Genomic DNA, 15368 nt, shown 5'->3' with positions numbered 1-15368 from the left:
CTGTTTATCACGTTACAGCCGGACAAATACACTCAGTCCCACTGACCACCTGAGAGGACTGCACCATGACCCGTAAAATCGCATTGATCACCGGCGCCAGCCGCGGCCTGGGCAAAAGCACCGCGCTGCACTTGGCGGCACAGGGCGTCGACATCATCGGCACCTACCACAGCGCCGCCGACGAAGCCCAGGCGGTGGTGGCACAGATAGAGGCCCTGGGTGGCCGCGCCGCCATGCTGCAACTGGATGTGAGCCAGAGCGCGTCCTTCAACGACTTCGTCGGCCAGGTCGGCGGTGTGCTCAAGGAGGTTTTCGCCCAGCAGCAGTTGAATTTCCTGATCAACAACGCCGGCATTGGCGTCAACGCCGCGTTTGCCGAAACCACTGAAGAACAGTTCGACCGCCTGGTGGCAATCCACTTCAAGGCACCGTTTTTCCTCACGCAAAAACTACTGCCGCTGATCAGCGATGGCGGGCGCATCATTAACATCTCCAGCGGCCTGGCGCGGTTCAGCCTGCCGGGGTACTCGGCGTATGCGTCGATGAAAGGTGCGGTGGAAGTGTTGTCGCGTTATCAGGCCAAGGAACTGGGCCCGCGCGGAATCAGCGTGAACACCCTGGCTCCCGGCGCGATAGCCACCGACTTCAGCGGCGGCGCGGTGCGCGATAACCCCAACGTGAACGCGATGGTCGCCAACAATACCGCCCTCGGCCGCGCAGGATTGCCGGAAGATATCGGCGGGGCGATCTCGACGCTGCTGGCCGACGGCAGCCACTGGATCACCGGGCAGCGCATCGAGGCCTCAGGCGGCATGTTTCTGTAGGCGTTCTGCGCTAGCATCAATGCCCTCAGATCACTGACAGGCAATCACCGATGAGTTTTGATCCAGGCTTGGCCGGCGGCATGGGCGTATTGGCGGCCGTGGTCGACAGCGGCAGTTTTGCCCGCGCCGCCGTCAGCCTGGAGATGACGCCTTCGGGCGTCAGCCGGGCGATTTCACGCCTGGAAAAACGCTTGGGGATTCGCCTGTTCGACCGCACCACGCGCTCGGTGCAACTGACCGACGAGGGCCGGCGTTTCTATCAGGAAATTGCCCCGCTGCTGGCCGGTCTCGAAGAGGCGGCCAACTCGGCGGCCGACAGCGCTCACACCGTACGCGGGCGCCTGCGGGTGAATATCGACCCGTACTTCTCGCGGCTGGTCCTCGGCCCGGTACTGGGCGATTTCATGCGCCGCTACCCGCAATTGCAGTTGGACCTGCACACCCGCGACCAACTGGGCGACCTGGTCGCCGATGGCTTCGACCTGGCGATCCGCTTTGGCATCCCGCAATCCTCTTCACTGATCGCGCGCAAGTTGATGCAAGTGCGCGTGCTCACCCTGGCCTCCCCCGCCTACCTGGAACGCCATGGCCGACCGGCCACCCCGCAGGACCTGGAAAACGGGCACATGTGCCTGGATTTTCGCGACTCGCAAACCGGTCGCCCGTTTGCCTGGGAATTTCACCGCCCCGGTGAGCAATTGATCGTGCGCACCGACGGCCGCCTGGTGGTCAACGATGCCAGCACCCTGTACAGCGTGTGCGAGCACGGCCATGCGGTGGCGCAGATGCTCGACCTGGGCCTGGCGCCGGCGCTCAAGGCCGGCAGCCTGGTGGAGTTGTTCCCGGACTGGCCGGACGAGCGTTTTCCGCTGTACGCCTACTACCCCTCGCGGCATTTGCCGGCAGCCAAGGTGCGGGCGTTCCTGGATTTTGTCGCGACGCTCAAGCCCGACTAGGCACGCGCTGGCGTACGAATCTTTCCCGCAACACGTCATACCCCCAGTGATACACATAGGTGTACGGCAGGAAAAACAGCAGCACGCCAATGTCCAGCCAAAACGCCTGCACCAGGCTGATCTTCAGCCACGCGGCAATCAGCGGGACCGCCACGATGATCAGCCCTCCCTCGAACAGCACGGCATGCAGCATGCGCGTCCACACGCCACCGGCGAGTTGCAGGCGCACCTTGAGGCGGTCGAACAGGCTGTTGAAAATGATGTTCCAGGTCAGCGCCAGCACGCTGAGGCCCAGGGTTACCGCGCCCATCTCCAGGGCCGGCCGGCCAGTGATCCAGACCAGCAACGGGGTACAGATCAATAAGGCCAGGCCTTCAAAACCCAGGGCTTGGCAAACGCGTTCAGTAATCGACTTGGTAGGGTGCATGACCCGGCTCCGTGAGTGACGATGGTTGCTATCATTACCCTTCAAGTCGATACTTCATAACTAATAACCATCTACCAAGGCGATAGTCATGGCCTCTCATGAAGTGCTGCAGGCGTTTGTCCAGGCCGCCACCCAGGGTTCGTTCTCGGCGGCGGCACGCAAGCTGGGCAAGAGCCAGTCCACCGTCAGCGCAGCGGTGGCCAGCCTGGAGATTGATCTCGACGTGGTGCTGTTCGATCGCAGCAGCCGCAAGCCGACGCTCACACCGGCCGGCCATGTGTTGCTGCAACGCGCCGAGCAGGTGCTGGAGGCCAGCAGCCGCCTGGAGCTGGCGGCGAGCCAGTTGGCCCAGGGCCTGGAGCCGAAAGTGACCATCGCCATGTCCGACACCTACCAGTCGGAGCGCTTCGAACTGGCGCTCAAGGCATTCGAGCAACGTTACCCGGACCTGGAACTGGAATGGCTGATCGCCGAGTGCGAAGACCTGATCGCCCTGGTGCAAAGCGGCCGGGCGCAGATTGCGTTCGTCGAGGCCCAGGCGGTGTATCCGCCCGACCTGAGCCGCGCTCCGGTGGAGGAACGCACGGAAATCGCGCTGTTCGTCGCCCCGGATCATCCCTTGGCGAGCCTGGACACCATCGACCTGCAAGCCCTGCAGCAACACCGTGAACTGCGCCTGGCGAGCATCATCAACCCGAATGAAACACGCCCCACGGGCCGTGTGTGGTCGGCGCCGAGTTTTCTGATGCTGATGGAAATGGCCCAGCTCGGTTTCGGCTGGGCCGAGCTGCCTCGCTGGCTGGTGGAACGCTTCGGCAATGCCGGGCTGGTCGAACTCAAGGTACGCAGTTGGCCGCGCTCGGTGGCCGTGGATGCGCTGTGGTCGCGGCAGTACCCGCCAGGGCCGGCGGGGAGTTGGATGCTGGGGCTGATGGTCGATTGACGCCTAGCGTTGCGGCGGTCGGTTGTTCTGGAAATATTCGTGCAGGGCGCGCAGCGCGGGTGATTCCAACGCTTGCGCGGCGAAGCACAGCCCGACCCGCCGCGTCGGCGCCGGCAGGTGCCATTCACGGCTCACCACCCCGGCGCGCTCGGCCGCCAGCGACTGCGGCAACATCGCCACGCCTACACCGGCGGCCACCATATGCAGGGCCTGGGTCAATGAGCCGGCATGCCCGGCTACCGCCTGCGGCGAGCGCCCATACAAGGCCATCAGGCGCTGATGGGAATCATGTTGCGGGCAGGTGATCCAGTCCTCGATTGGCGCCCAGGCCTGCTCTGTGCCAGCCTGCGCCATGGGATGTGCGACCGGTAACGCCATCACGTAGGACTCTTCCCAGATCGGCAGGAACAGTTCGTCCTCGCAGCACATTTCCTCCACCGCCAGGCGCCCTTCCCCTTCACAGCCTTCCTGCAGGGTCAGCAGCAAACCGGGCAGACCTTGGTGTGCCATGCGCAGGAAGGTTTCGATCTGGCTGTCGGCAATATCGCCCTTGACCCCCAACTCCAGCGCAATGCGATTCTCGCGGCCGCGAAACAACCGGCTCAGCGCCTCCGCTTCGGCCACCATGCGCCGCGCCTGGGGATACAGCACCCGTGCTTCGGCACTGACCTCGACCCCGCGAGGCTGACGCACGAACAGCGCCACGCCCAGCTCATCTTCCAACTGCTTGATGGTCACCGACAACGTCGGCTGACTGATGAATAAACGCTGCGCTGCAGCGGTGATATTGCGTTCTTCAAACACCGCGAGAAACGCCTTGAGGTGACGTACATCCATAGCCAGATCCGATGACAGACAGAGGAATAAGGCATTTTTCAGCCTTTAACCGGGTAAATATACTGCGCGCACGTTTCAGTTATCGATTTTTCTTATTCCAGGAGTGCACACATGAGCCAGCCACTGATCATCATCACCGGCGCCAGTTCGGGTATCGGCGAAGCTACCGCCCGCCGATTGTCCGCCGCCGGTCACCCGCTGTTGCTGCTGGCACGCCGTATTGATCGCCTCAACGACCTCAACCTGCCGAACACCCTGAACCGTGGGGTCGACATCACCGACCGCGCCGCCCTCGTCGCTGCCGTGAAGGAAGCTGAAGCGCAATTCGGCCCGGCCGATGCGTTGATCAACAATGCCGGCGTGATGCTGCTGGGCGCAGTCAGCGAGCAAGACCCGGCGCAGTGGGAGCAGATGCTCGACGTCAACGTGAAGGGCCTGCTCAATGGCATTCACGCGGTGGCCGCGAGCATGGTCGCGCGCAAGCGCGGCACGATCATCAACGTCAGCTCGGTGGCCGGGCGCAAGACCTTCCCGAACCACGTGGCGTACGTCGGCACCAAGTTTGCCGTGCATGGGATTTCAGAGAACCTGCGCGAGGAATTGTCGCCGAGCAATGTACGCGTGATCACCATCGCTCCGGGCGCAGTGGAAACCGAGTTGCTCAGCCACACCACCGATGAGGCGATCAAGAGTGGCTACCAGGCCTGGAAACAGGACATGGGCGGCACCGTGCTGAGTGCCGACGATGTGGCCTCGGCGATTGCCTATGCCTACCAGCAACCGCAGCATGTGTGCATCCGCGAGATCGTGTTGGCCGCGACTCGCCAGCAGCCCTGAACGGCCCCTTGCCGGCTCCTACTGCTTGAGTTCGGCCAGGCGCTGCTCGAGGAAGCGCTTTTCAGGCGCTTGCTGGGTCAGCGCCAGGGCTTTTTCATAAGCTGTACGAGCCGCTTCTACCCGCCCCAATTTCCGGCAAAACTCCCCAAGCGCTGAATACGCCAAGTGGTAATCGAGCAAATCGCCTCGTTGCAAAATGCCTTCCACCAGATCCAGGCCCGCCAATGGGCCTTGCCACATGGCCACCGCCACGGCGCGGTTCAGCTCGATCACCGGCGATGGCACCTGCCTGAGCAATACATCGTAGAGCCCGACGATCTGCAGCCAGTCGGTTTGCCCCGCGCCCGGCGCTTCGGCATGCACCGCGGCTATCGCCGCCTGCAAGCAATAGGGCCCGTAGCCGCGCAAGGCCAGTGCGCGTTCCACCAAGGCGCAGCCTTCAGCCATCAAGGACGCATCCCACAGCGCACGGTCCTGTTCATTCAACAGCACCAGTTCGCCACTGGCCGAGGTCCGTGCTGCACGGCGGGATTCGTGCAACAGCATCAGCGCCAGCAAGCCCATCACTTCCGGCTCCGGCAGCAATTCCAGCAACAGGCGACCGAGGCGAATGGCTTCGCGGGTCAGCTCCTCCCGGGTGAGGTCGGCGCCCATGGAGGCCGAATAGCCTTCGTTGAACACCAGGTAAACCACGCGCAGCACGCTGTCGAGGCGCTCGGGCAGCTCGGCCAGCGACGGCACCTGATAAGGGATTTTCGCTTCGCGGATCTTGCCCTTGGCGCGCACGATGCGCTGGGCAATGGTGGTCGGCGTGGCCAGGAAGGCGCGGGCGATTTCCTCGGTGGTGAGGTCACAGATCTCACGCAGGGTCAGCGCCGCCTGTGCGTCAGGTGCCAGTGCCGGGTGACAGCAGGTAAAAATCAGGCGCAGGCGGTCATCTTCCACGTCTTCCTCGCTCCAGTCCTGCGCTTGCAGCGCGTCGGCCTGAGCCTGCAGCAACGGGGTGAACCGCGCCTGGCGGCGCAAGCGGTCGATGGCTTTGAAGCGACCGGTGGAGACCAGCCACGCCCTGGGATTTTGTGGCACACCGTCCTGCGGCCAGCGCTCGACCGCGACGAAGAACGCCTCGTGCAAGGCTTCTTCGGCGAGGTCGAAATCCCCCAACAGGCGGATCAGGGTAGCGAGGACGCGCCGCGATTCGCTGCGGTAGATCGCCTCGATCGCCGGCGTCAATCGGGCATGCCCTGGGTCACCAATGTCACCAGCCGGTCCAGGCTCTGGCCCCAGCCGTCGTGAAAGCCCATGGCTTCGTGGGCCTGTTTGTCTTCAGCGCTCCAGTGCATGGCGCGGGCGGTGTAGCGGGTCTTGCCGTCGACATCTTCGAAGGTCACTTCGGCGCTCATGAACGGTTTTCCCGAGGGGATCCAACCCGGCTTGAAGGCGTCGGTAAATACCAGGCGACTGGGCGCCTCAATCTCCAGGAACACGCCCTGGGTCGGGTACTCGCTGCCATCCGGCGCACGCATCAGGGTGCGAAACAGGCCACCGACCCACAGGTCCATTTCGCACTCGGGGGTGGTCATGCCGTGGGGGCCCCACCATTGTTGCAACAGGGCGGGCGTGGTCCAGGCGCGAAAGACTTTGCTGCGCGGCGCGTCGATCAAGCGGCTGATGGACAGTTCGAATTCGGCGGGTTGGGTTGTCATGGGTAAACCTCCTCAAGTCTTGTGATTGTTGTGTTCAGAGATTCAACTCGCGCACGGGACGCACTTCCACACTGCCGACCCGGGCGGCCGGAATGCCACCGGCCACCTGGATCGCCTCATTCAAGTCGCGGGCCTCGATCAGGTAAAACCCGGCGAGCTGCTCCTTGGTTTCGGCAAACGGCCCATCGGTGATCGACAGCTTGCCGTTGCGCATGCGCACGGTGGTGGCGGTGCTTACCGATTCCAGCGGTTCGGCAGCGAGCATGCGGCCGCTGGCCTCGATGGACTGCGCATAGGCAAGACACTCCGGGTCTGCGGGGCTGTCGGGCGAGGTGTGCAGGACCTGTTCGTTGCTGTAGATCAGGCAGAGGTATTTCATGTGCGTCTCCGTTTTCGGACTACTGACTATAGTTCGCGGCGCTCAAGGTTTCAGGTCGAACAGTGCGGTGCCGCTGTCCATGTCGAACGGCGCCGACCAGTGCTCATGCACCACGCGCCATTGACCATTGATCTGTTGATAGCCGGCAGTCACGCGCATCCAGCAGGCCTTGACCTCGCCGTCCGGCCCGGCGCCGCCGCAATGGGCCAGCCAGTGGGCAAATGCGCTGTCCCGGGACTCGACGATGCGCAGTTCGTGGAACTCGAAAATCCCCGGGCCGGGGCAGTGCTTCATGCATTCCTCCCAGTGCGCGCGATAGGCAGCCTTGCCCTTGAATTGCAACGCGGTCACGGCGTCGAACGCGACGATATCGTCGGCGTAAAAGCTGACAATCTTGTCGATATCCCGGGCGATGACGGCGTGTTTCCAGGCATCGATGAGGCGATTGATGGTGGTGCTCATGGCGATACTCCTGCGGGGTGTAATTCACGGAAGACACCCTTAGTCGAACGCGCCGACGCCGAATCGACAGCCGCTTGAAAAATAATTTCACCCCCGGCAAACCCGCTAGAATCCACGGCTCTTTGTAGGAATTCGGATGCGTCCCTGATGGAAACCCGCCTCGTCCCCTATGAGACGCTGAGCCTTGTGCAGAAACAGCAGCTCAACACCCTGCAAGTGCATCCCGAGCAACTGGCGTATTCCGGCGATATCGACTGCGCGCTGAACAGCCTGCTGGTCAATCCCAACCCCGCTGCGATCAAAGGCTTCGCCCTGCTTGCCGACGAGCATCCCGTGGCTTTCCTGCTGCTCAAACGCCCACCCTGCCTGCCCCACTGGGCCGACGAGCACAGCGCGACGCTGCACGCGCTGCAGGTGGATCGCCAGCAGCAAGGGCGCGGGTTCGGCAAGGCGTGTCTACAGGCGCTGCCCGCAGCGGCACTGCAGGCGTGGCCGCAGATCAAGGGCCTGGAGTTGTCCGTGGACGCGGACAATGTGGCGGCGATGACGATGTACCTGGCCGCCGGCTGGGTGGACAGCGGGGAGGCGTACAGAGGCCGCATTGGGTATGAGCGCCGGTTGAGCTGGGTGTTTGACCGCCCCCTCTGAACGGTCGTGTCTACTGTCAGATTTCACAGCTATACAGCGGTCACCCTTTGCCTTGTACTGGAATGCCCGAAGTTGTCGCTCAAGGTTTGGAACGAGCAGGCGTGGAAACTCTCAACGTCCCATCAGGAGAACACTCATGAGTATTCCGTCGAATCACACTACGGCGAACACCGCCGGCAGCCCGGACCTGTCCTTCGGGAACCAATCCCCAAAGGACGGCACGGTCATCGCCTCGTCCTCCACAGGCCTGTCACGCGTGCTCAGCGACGGTTCCACCGTGACGGTGGGATTGCCTAGCGAAGGCGATAGAAATCGATTAGCCGTCACCAAACATACGCCTGCGGGTGAGCCCGATACCCAATTCGGGACCGGGTACACGCGCCTTGCAGAATCCGCCGTCCTCATGGACCTGATCATTCAAGCTGATGGAAAGCCGCTTTTGCTGGCCGCACGCGGAAACGAGCACCGCGCATTTGTTACTCGATTCAATGCAGAGGATGGCAACGCGGACCTGTCGTTTGGCGTCGGCGGCATAAGGGAACTGGATAAAGCGGTCTTTCCCGTGAGCACCAAAGGCGGTTTAGCCGTGCAGGCCGATAATAAGATTGTCGCCGTATTCAGTGACGGCAGTGACACCTTTATCTACCAACTCGGTGTCAACGGCGAGGTCCTCAATTTCGGAAACAACGAACCGAATACGTTGGTTAATTCCCAACTCGACAGTGTGTTGATCACTCAAAAAGGTTTCGTAGCTGCCGGTACGACCAAGCTGGGCGACAAACGCGAGGCCTACATCGTCGGCCTGACGGATAATGGTGAACTTGACGGCAGCTTCGGTACAAATGGCTTCGCCGTATTGCCCTTCGACAATAAGCAAAACAGGCAGGTCACTGCACTGGCCAAGGGCCCGGAAGGCAGAATAGCGATTGTCGGAAGTAGCTATTCCATCCCGTGGGACAAGAACTTCGTGGCCATCCTGCTGGCCAACGGCCAACCCGATCCCGCCTTTAATGCCGGCAAGCCGCTGGAAAAAAACGCCGACGGTTTCCGTTTTACCAGCGTGGTGGTCCAGCCTGATCAGAAAATCGTGGCACTGGCCCGCAATGGCAATGGCAGCGTCATCCAGTTGCTCCGGTTCAACCCGGACAGTCAACCGGACGCCACCTTTGGTGTGGACGGCATCGCCAATGCATGGCGAGACCCCAACGGACGTCCCGAGCACGGCCAAATCAGCCTGGTGGAGTGGGTAACGTTCAACAGCACACTGCAGAGCAGCGGCATTCACGCGGGTCGCCAGTCCTTCATCGGGCGCCTGCTCAGCGAGTGACGGTATCGATTGAGCTGCCCAGGCAGCTCAATCGCGTTGCTTCAGGCCTTGGCTTGAACCGGCAGCCAGATCTCCACCGTCCCGATGCCCTTGCGCGCATCAAAATCCGCGCTGTAACGCTCGAAATCCGCGCCCATCACCTTGTAGCCCGAGTGCGGCAACCATTCGAACATGATGCGTTCGTAGGTCTGCTCCAGCGCCTGCACCGGGCCGTAGTGCGGGAACACGGCGTAGTTGAGCGGCGGAATTTCGATGGACTTGAAGTTGCTCGGTACGTCGCCCTTGGTGGGGACTTCAACCCCGGCCATGTAGTCGAATTCGTCATGCTTGGGGTTGTGGCACACCCCATAGGTCACGCCGCCAACGCGCTTCTTGATGTCCTTGACGCAGGTGTCGAACAACTCCCACAGCTTGGGGATATCGCCCACGGTGGCCTTCGAATAACGCCCTTGCACCCCGGCGATCACCAGGGCTTTACCGGCTTCCATGCGTGGCTCTAACGGTTTTTTTGTCTGCTGATCCATACGAACAGTCTCCTTCTTATGAGGGAACAAACCCGCATCGAGTATAGGGGCATATCCGCGCTGGACTCCATGCAGAAAATTTTCCTACGCATCTGGACAACTGGCCATCATCGACCGTATTGTCTGCCCCGCAGGCCACCGCAGTGGCCGACGTCGCTCGGACGGTTCCGGGCGCTTACGTACTCTCGAGGCAACAATGGCAGACCAAGGTTCGCCGCGCCGCTTTGCGCGCATTGATCGACTCCCCCCGTATGTTTTCAATATCACTGCCGAGCTGAAGATGGCTGCGCGTCGGCGCGGCGAAGACATCATCGACTTGAGCATGGGTAACCCTGACGGCGCCACGCCACCACATATCGTGGAGAAGATGGTCACCGTCGCCCAGCGCGAAGACACCCACGGCTACTCCACTTCCAAGGGCATTCCGCGCCTGCGCCGCGCCATTTCGCGCTGGTACAAGGACCGCTATGAAGTGGACATCGACCCCGAGTCGGAAGCCATCGTGACCATCGGTTCCAAGGAAGGCCTGGCGCACTTGATGCTGGCCACCCTGGACCAGGGCGATACCGTGCTGGTGCCGAACCCCAGCTACCCGATTCACATCTACGGTGCCGTGATTGCCGGCGCCCAGGTGCGTTCGGTACCGCTGGTGCCTGGCGTGGACTTCTTCGCCGAGTTGGAACGCGCGATTCGCGGCTCGATTCCCAAGCCGAAGATGATGATCCTCGGTTTCCCGTCCAACCCGACCGCGCAGTGCGTGGAGCTGGATTTCTTCGAGCGCGTGATTGCGCTGGCCAAGCAGTACGACGTGCTGGTGGTGCATGACCTGGCCTACGCCGACATCGTCTACGACGGCTGGAAAGCCCCGTCGATCATGCAGGTGCCGGGCGCCAAGGACATTGCGGTGGAGTTTTTCACCCTGTCCAAGAGCTACAACATGGCCGGCTGGCGCATCGGCTTCATGGTCGGCAACCCGGAACTGGTCAACGCCCTGGCCCGTATCAAGAGCTACCACGACTACGGCACCTTCACCCCGCTGCAGGTGGCGGCGATCGCTGCGCTGGAAGGCGACCAACAGTGCGTCAAAGACATCGCCGAACAGTACCGCCAGCGCCGCAATGTGCTGGTCAAGGGTCTGCATGAGTTGGGCTGGATGGTGGAAAACCCGAAGGCGTCGATGTACGTCTGGGCGAAGATTCCCGAGGCGTATGCCGCCATGGGCTCGCTGGAATTTGCCAAGAAGCTGCTGCTCGAAGCCAAGGTGTGTGTATCACCGGGGATCGGCTTTGGTGAGTACGGCGACGATCACGTGCGCTTTGCGCTGATCGAAAACCAGGACCGGATTCGCCAGGCGGTGCGCGGCATTCGCGGGATGTTCCGGGCGGATGGCTTGATCACCAAAGCCTGATCCCGCAACGCGGTCACAAATGTGGGAGCGGGCTTGCTCGCGAATGCGCAGTATCAGTCATGTATCTGGCGACTGATCTAGCGCATTCGCGGGCAAGCCCGCTCCCACATTTGGTTGGGGTTTTCACCTCGGCATCATGGCCTGCCTGTCAGACCACCAACGACAGCAGCATGATAAAGATCAGCGCCACCACCGACAGGATGGTTTCCATCGCCGTCCAGGTCTTGAAGGTCTCGGCCACGGTCATGTTGAAGTACTGCTTCACCAGCCAGAACCCCGCATCATTGACGTGCGACAGGATCAACGAACCTGCGCCCGTCGCCAACACCAGCAACTCACGGTTGACCCCAGGAATCATGCCCACCACCGGTACCACGATGCCGGCGCCGGTAATGGTCGCCACGGTCGCCGAACCGGTTGCCACACGAATCACCGCCGCCACCAGCCAGGCCAGCAGGATCGGGTTGATCTGCGCGTTCACCGCCATGTGGCCGATCACGTCACCCACGCCGCTGGTCACCAGCATCTGTTTGAAACCGCCACCGGCGCCGATGATCAGGATGATCGCGGCGGTCGGCGCAAGGCTGGCGTCGAGCAGCTTGAGGATCTGCTTGGAATGGATGCCCTGGCGATGGCCAAAGGTGTACAGCGACAGCAGCAACGCCAGCAGCAGCGCAGTGATCGGGTGGCCGATCATGTCCATCCAGTTGCGCACCACGTGGCCTTCGACCAATGCGATGTCGGCGAAGGTTTTCAGCAGCATCAGGAACACCGGCAGCAGCACAGTGATCAGGGTGATGCTGAAGCTCGGCAGGGTTTTCGACTCAGGTTCGCGGGCCAGTTGGTCCACCAGTTCCTGAGACGGGTTGCCCGGGATGTACTTGGCGATAAACGTACCGAAGATCGGGCCGGCAATGATGGCGGTCGGCAGTGCGACGATCAGGCCATACAGGATGGTCTTGCCGATGTCCGCGCCAAACACGCCGATGGCCAGCAGCGGGCCCGGGTGCGGTGGCACCAGCCCGTGCACCGCCGAGAGGCCGGCCAGCAGCGGGATGCCGATCTTGATCAGCGACACGCCGGTGCGGCGCGCGACGATGAACACCAGCGGGATCAGCAATACAAAACCAATCTCGAAGAACAGCGGGATGCCCACCAGGAACGCGGCGAACATCATCGCCCACTGGACCTTTTCCTTGCCGAAGGCGCGGATCAGGGTCTGGGCGATCTGATCGGCGCCGCCGGATTCGGCCATCATCTTGCCGAGCATGGTGCCCAGCGCAAGGATAATGCCGACAAAGCCAAGCACCCCGCCGAAGCCGTCCTGGAATGCCTTGATGATCTTGTCCACGGGCATGCCCGAGGTCAGGCCAAGGAAGCCGGCCGCGATGATCAGTGCAATGAACGGGTGCACCTTGAACTTGGTGATCAGAAAGATCAGACCGATGATAGTGACCACTGCATCAAGCAGCAGGTAGGACTCGTGGGACATGCCAAACATGGGGGGTCTCTCCTGTTTGTTGTTGTTATTAAAGCCGGTATTCAATTTGTCGCCGGGGATAGCGCTATCTTTTCCGGCAAAAAATTATTTGGATGGTTCAAAACCGTGTTTCAGCCACCAGGCATTGGTTTGCTCGGCCAATGCCTCGACGCTGTCTTCGCTGGCATTCAGGGCCAGGGTCAGCGGTTCGCCGACGGGCGATTCGAGGGTGGCGAACTGGCTGTCGATCAGGCTGGCCGGCATGAAATGGCCGGGGCGATGGGACACGCGGTCGGCGGCCACGGCACGGGTCAGCTCCAAGAAGACAAACCCCAGGCCCGGCGCGGCTTCGCGCAGGTGGTCGCGGTATTTCTTTTTCAGTGCCGAACACGTCAGCACCGGATGCTCACCGGCCTTGAGCGAACGGCGCAGCTCATCGCACAGGATGTCGAGCCAGCCGGCACGGTCGTCGTCGTTGAGGGGGTGGCCGGCGCTCATCTTCTCGATGTTCGCGGCGGGGTGAAAGCTGTCGCCTTCGATGGCGGTGGCACCGTTCAGGCGGCACAGGGCCTCGCTGACGCTGGACTTGCCACAGCCGGAAACACCCATGATGACCAGGGCGGTAACAGGTTGACTCATGAAACACCTCAGGACGCAGATAGCGCTACCTTTGCACGCTGTAAGGCTAGTGCAAAAACAGGCTTTTCCCGCGCCGTCTTGTCTTTTTTTATGGAGTGACGCGTGCATCCGCTCCAATGGTTTTGAACAGGATCAGGCAACCCTTTCTTCAAGAATTTGCAGGCCTTTGGAGACAGCGCTACCTTAGTGCCTCGATTTTTGTTTGGCAAGCCGCCTGATGACCTCCAAGAACGATAAAAATACCCGCACGACGGGCCGCCCTACCCTCAACGAAGTCGCCCGCCTGGCCGGCGTCAGCCCTATTACCGCGTCCCGCGCCCTGCGTGGCATCAGCACCGTTGCCACCGAACTGGTGGAAAAAGTGCAGCACGCCGCCGCCGAACTCAACTACGTGGTCAACCCGGCCGCCCGTGCGCTGGCCTCTGCGCAGAGCCATTCAGTGGTGGTGCTGGTACCGTCGCTGTCCAACCTTTTATTTATCGAAACCCTCGAAGCCATCCACCAAGTGCTGCGGCCCAAGGGCTTTGAAGTGCTGATCGGCAACTCGCATTATTCGCGCGATGAAGAAGAAAACCTGCTGCGCAACTACATGGCTTACCAGCCGCGGGGTTTGCTGCTGACCGGCTTCGACCGCACCGAAAGCGCCCGACGGATGGTCGAGGCCAGCAACGTGCCGTGCGTCTACATGATGGACCTGGACCCCAACGCCGGCGTGAACTGCGTGGGCTTCTCGCAGGTGGCGGCCGGCGAAACCGCTGCCGCGCACTTGCTGTCCCGTGGGCGCAAGCGCCTGGCCTATATCGGCGCGCAACTGGACCAACGCACCTTGCTGCGCGGCGAAGGTTTCCGCCGTGCGCTGCAACAGGCGGGGATGTACGACCCCGCGCTGGAACTGCTGACGCCACGCCCGTCCTCGGTCGGCCTGGGTGGCGAGCTGTTCCTGCAATTGCTGGCGGCCCATCCGGAGGTGGACGCGATCTTCTTCGGCAACGACGACCTGGCCCAGGGCGCGCTGCTGGAGGCCATGCGCCATGGCATCAAAGTACCCGAGCGCGTCGCGGTGCTGGGCTTCAACGACTTGCCGGCCTCCTCCTTCATGGTGCCGCGCCTGAGCAGCATCAGCACCCCGCGTGAAGCCATCGGCCGGCGGGCGGCGGAGCATTTGCTGACGATCATGGCCGGCAACAAGATCGCCAAACCCGTGGTGGACATGGGGTTTGAGCTGCAGGTGCGCGAGAGTACCTGAGCCCGAAATCATCGGTGGTCGCGCCAGGCACTCGCTGTCCTCGGCGTCGCCTGCTAGATTGGCTGCTCTCCACTGCCAGGGAAGCACCATGGGACACTCACTGAAAATCTTGGGTCGCACGTCTTCCATCAACGTGCGAAAAGTACTGTGGACCTGCCAGGAACTGGGCATCGACTACGTGCGCGAAGACTGGGGCATCGGCTTCAAGCCGACCCAGTCCGCCGAATTCCTTGAGCTGAACCCCAACGCCCAGGTGCCGGTGCTGATTGACGATCACGGTGTGTTGTGGGAATCCAACACCATCTGCCGTTACCTCGTCAGCCTCTACCAACGCACCGACCTGTTGCCCGCCGAGCCTGCGCCGCGGGCGCGTGTCGAGCAGTGGATCGACTGGCAAGCCATCGAACTCAACCGCGCCTGGGGCGATGCCTTCACCGCGCTGGTACGCAACAACCCGGACGGCCTCGACGCCGCGCAGATTGCCGCCGCCGTGCAGCGCTGGAACGACAAGATGGGCCTCCTCGAACAACAACTTGCTCGCACCAATGCCTACGTGGCCGGGGATGAATTCACCCTCGCCGATATCCTCATCGGCCTCTCGGTGCACCGCTGGCAGATGACCCCCATGACGCGGCCGCCCTACCCCGCCATTGCCGCTTACTATCAACGCCTCGGCCAGCATCAGGGCTTCCAGACCTTTGCCCTTGCCGGTCACAACTAAGGAA

The 15368-nt window shown here is 62.0% G+C and carries 18 protein-coding genes; 9 read left to right on the top strand and 9 right to left on the bottom strand.

Features of this window, described 5'->3' with window-relative positions:
* Positions 1–65 precede the first annotated feature (65 nt).
* Positions 66–824, top strand: a complete 759-nt coding sequence (locus AC07SI_RS28105) for an SDR family NAD(P)-dependent oxidoreductase (protein WP_495006951.1) — start codon at positions 66–68, stop codon at positions 822–824.
* A 50-nt stretch (positions 825–874) separates the two neighbouring features.
* Positions 875–1780, top strand: a complete 906-nt coding sequence (locus tag AC07SI_RS28100) for a LysR family transcriptional regulator (protein WP_065909124.1) — start codon at positions 875–877, stop codon at positions 1778–1780.
* Here AC07SI_RS28100 and AC07SI_RS28095 read toward each other — a convergent pair.
* The gene (locus AC07SI_RS28095; protein ID WP_065909121.1) at positions 1767–2207 is read right to left on the bottom strand and encodes a multidrug/biocide efflux PACE transporter; all 441 of its coding nucleotides are present in this window, start codon (positions 2205–2207) and stop codon (positions 1767–1769) included. The genes AC07SI_RS28100 and AC07SI_RS28095 overlap by 14 nt on opposite strands.
* Positions 2208–2295: 88 nt before the next feature.
* Between AC07SI_RS28095 and AC07SI_RS28090 the strand changes: the two genes are divergently transcribed.
* Positions 2296–3150 (top strand): LysR family transcriptional regulator, encoded by an 855-nt coding sequence (locus AC07SI_RS28090; RefSeq protein WP_106802806.1) that lies wholly within the window; start codon positions 2296–2298, stop codon positions 3148–3150.
* Between the two features lie 3 nt (positions 3151–3153).
* Here AC07SI_RS28090 and AC07SI_RS28085 read toward each other — a convergent pair whose 3' ends face one another.
* Positions 3154–3987 (bottom strand): LysR family transcriptional regulator, encoded by an 834-nt coding sequence (locus tag AC07SI_RS28085; RefSeq protein WP_495006950.1) that lies wholly within the window; start codon positions 3985–3987, stop codon positions 3154–3156.
* Between the two features lie 111 nt (positions 3988–4098).
* Between AC07SI_RS28085 and AC07SI_RS28080 the strand changes: the two genes are divergently transcribed.
* Positions 4099–4824, top strand: a complete 726-nt coding sequence (locus tag AC07SI_RS28080; RefSeq protein ID WP_065909105.1) for an SDR family oxidoreductase — start codon at positions 4099–4101, stop codon at positions 4822–4824.
* 18 nt (positions 4825–4842) lie between these two features.
* Here the strand turns inward: AC07SI_RS28080 and AC07SI_RS28075 are convergent, their stop codons facing one another.
* Genes AC07SI_RS28075 through AC07SI_RS28060 form a run of 4 tightly spaced genes read right to left on the bottom strand, consistent with a single transcriptional unit; the run spans position 4843 to position 7371 of the window.
* Positions 4843–6057 carry an RNA polymerase sigma factor gene (locus tag AC07SI_RS28075; protein WP_495006949.1) on the bottom strand — a complete coding sequence of 405 codons (1215 nt, stop codon included), beginning with the start codon at positions 6055–6057 and terminating at the stop codon, positions 4843–4845.
* A complete protein-coding gene (locus AC07SI_RS28070) occupies positions 6054–6530 on the bottom strand; it encodes an SRPBCC family protein (protein ID WP_106802803.1) in 477 nt (158 codons plus the stop codon). Before AC07SI_RS28070 ends, AC07SI_RS28075 begins: the two co-directional genes overlap by 4 nt.
* Before the next feature lie 34 nt (positions 6531–6564).
* Positions 6565–6909 (bottom strand): YciI family protein, encoded by a 345-nt coding sequence (locus tag AC07SI_RS28065; protein ID WP_065909096.1) that lies wholly within the window; start codon positions 6907–6909, stop codon positions 6565–6567.
* A gap of 42 nt (positions 6910–6951) precedes the next feature.
* Positions 6952–7371 carry a nuclear transport factor 2 family protein gene (locus AC07SI_RS28060; RefSeq protein ID WP_213554356.1) on the bottom strand — a complete coding sequence of 140 codons (420 nt, stop codon included), beginning with the start codon at positions 7369–7371 and terminating at the stop codon, positions 6952–6954.
* Positions 7372–7518: 147 nt separating this feature from the next.
* Between AC07SI_RS28060 and AC07SI_RS28055 the strand changes: the two genes are divergently transcribed.
* Positions 7519–8019: a GNAT family N-acetyltransferase gene (locus tag AC07SI_RS28055; RefSeq protein ID WP_495006948.1), complete on the top strand. Its 501-nt coding sequence runs from the start codon at positions 7519–7521 to the stop codon at positions 8017–8019.
* Between the two features lie 136 nt (positions 8020–8155).
* A complete protein-coding gene (locus AC07SI_RS28050) occupies positions 8156–9346 on the top strand; it encodes an NHL repeat-containing protein (protein WP_495006947.1) in 1191 nt (396 codons plus the stop codon).
* Positions 9347–9387: 41 nt separating this feature from the next.
* Here the strand turns inward: AC07SI_RS28050 and AC07SI_RS28045 are convergent, their stop codons facing one another.
* Positions 9388–9870, bottom strand: coding sequence for a GyrI-like domain-containing protein (locus tag AC07SI_RS28045; protein ID WP_495006946.1), 483 nt, complete (start codon positions 9868–9870; stop codon positions 9388–9390).
* Between the two features lie 196 nt (positions 9871–10066).
* Here AC07SI_RS28045 and alaC point away from each other — a divergent pair, with 196 nt between their 5' ends.
* Positions 10067–11278 carry an alanine transaminase gene (gene alaC / locus AC07SI_RS28040; RefSeq protein WP_065909081.1) on the top strand — a complete coding sequence of 404 codons (1212 nt, stop codon included), beginning with the start codon at positions 10067–10069 and terminating at the stop codon, positions 11276–11278.
* A gap of 148 nt (positions 11279–11426) precedes the next feature.
* On the opposite strand, the gene AC07SI_RS28035 is transcribed toward alaC, so the two are convergent.
* Together AC07SI_RS28035 and AC07SI_RS28030 are read right to left on the bottom strand one after the other, a co-directional pair.
* On the bottom strand, positions 11427–12779 hold the full coding sequence (locus AC07SI_RS28035) for a GntP family permease (protein WP_065909078.1): 1353 nt from the start codon (positions 12777–12779) through the stop codon (positions 11427–11429).
* A gap of 84 nt (positions 12780–12863) precedes the next feature.
* Complete coding sequence (locus tag AC07SI_RS28030) at positions 12864–13397, bottom strand: gluconokinase (protein ID WP_065909076.1); 534 nt, start codon at positions 13395–13397, stop codon at positions 12864–12866.
* 214 nt (positions 13398–13611) lie between these two features.
* Here AC07SI_RS28030 and gntR point away from each other — a divergent pair, with 214 nt between their 5' ends.
* The gene (gene gntR, locus AC07SI_RS28025; protein WP_162946162.1) at positions 13612–14643 is read left to right on the top strand and encodes an HTH-type transcriptional regulator GntR; all 1032 of its coding nucleotides are present in this window, start codon (positions 13612–13614) and stop codon (positions 14641–14643) included.
* Between the two features lie 88 nt (positions 14644–14731).
* Entirely contained in the window at positions 14732–15364 is a 633-nt protein-coding gene (locus AC07SI_RS28020) for a glutathione S-transferase family protein (protein ID WP_065909071.1), read from the top strand.
* Positions 15365–15368 lie beyond the last annotated feature (4 nt).

This window comes from Pseudomonas sp. GW821-FHT05D12 (assembly GCF_059419825.1).
The sequence above is the reverse complement of the archived record's forward strand: the minus strand, read 5'-3'. Positions and strand labels throughout refer to the sequence as shown.

Coding starts and splice junctions, on each gene's coding strand:
- AC07SI_RS28065 (WP_065909096.1), bottom strand. CDS start 6,909: ATGAAATACCTCTGCCTGATCTACAGCAACGAACAGGTCCTGCACACC.
- AC07SI_RS28030 (WP_065909076.1), bottom strand. CDS start 13,397: ATGAGTCAACCTGTTACCGCCCTGGTCATCATGGGTGTTTCCGGCTGT.
- AC07SI_RS28050 (WP_495006947.1), top strand. CDS start 8,156: ATGAGTATTCCGTCGAATCACACTACGGCGAACACCGCCGGCAGCCCG.
- AC07SI_RS28105 (WP_495006951.1), top strand. CDS start 66: ATGACCCGTAAAATCGCATTGATCACCGGCGCCAGCCGCGGCCTGGGC.
- AC07SI_RS28070 (WP_106802803.1), bottom strand. CDS start 6,530: ATGACAACCCAACCCGCCGAATTCGAACTGTCCATCAGCCGCTTGATC.
- AC07SI_RS28095 (WP_065909121.1), bottom strand. CDS start 2,207: ATGCACCCTACCAAGTCGATTACTGAACGCGTTTGCCAAGCCCTGGGT.
- AC07SI_RS28060 (WP_213554356.1), bottom strand. CDS start 7,371: ATGAGCACCACCATCAATCGCCTCATCGATGCCTGGAAACACGCCGTC.
- alaC (WP_065909081.1), top strand. CDS start 10,067: ATGGCAGACCAAGGTTCGCCGCGCCGCTTTGCGCGCATTGATCGACTC.
- AC07SI_RS28085 (WP_495006950.1), bottom strand. CDS start 3,987: ATGGATGTACGTCACCTCAAGGCGTTTCTCGCGGTGTTTGAAGAACGC.
- AC07SI_RS28090 (WP_106802806.1), top strand. CDS start 2,296: ATGGCCTCTCATGAAGTGCTGCAGGCGTTTGTCCAGGCCGCCACCCAG.
- AC07SI_RS28080 (WP_065909105.1), top strand. CDS start 4,099: ATGAGCCAGCCACTGATCATCATCACCGGCGCCAGTTCGGGTATCGGC.
- AC07SI_RS28045 (WP_495006946.1), bottom strand. CDS start 9,870: ATGGATCAGCAGACAAAAAAACCGTTAGAGCCACGCATGGAAGCCGGT.
- AC07SI_RS28055 (WP_495006948.1), top strand. CDS start 7,519: ATGGAAACCCGCCTCGTCCCCTATGAGACGCTGAGCCTTGTGCAGAAA.
- AC07SI_RS28100 (WP_065909124.1), top strand. CDS start 875: ATGAGTTTTGATCCAGGCTTGGCCGGCGGCATGGGCGTATTGGCGGCC.
- AC07SI_RS28020 (WP_065909071.1), top strand. CDS start 14,732: ATGGGACACTCACTGAAAATCTTGGGTCGCACGTCTTCCATCAACGTG.
- AC07SI_RS28035 (WP_065909078.1), bottom strand. CDS start 12,779: ATGTTTGGCATGTCCCACGAGTCCTACCTGCTGCTTGATGCAGTGGTC.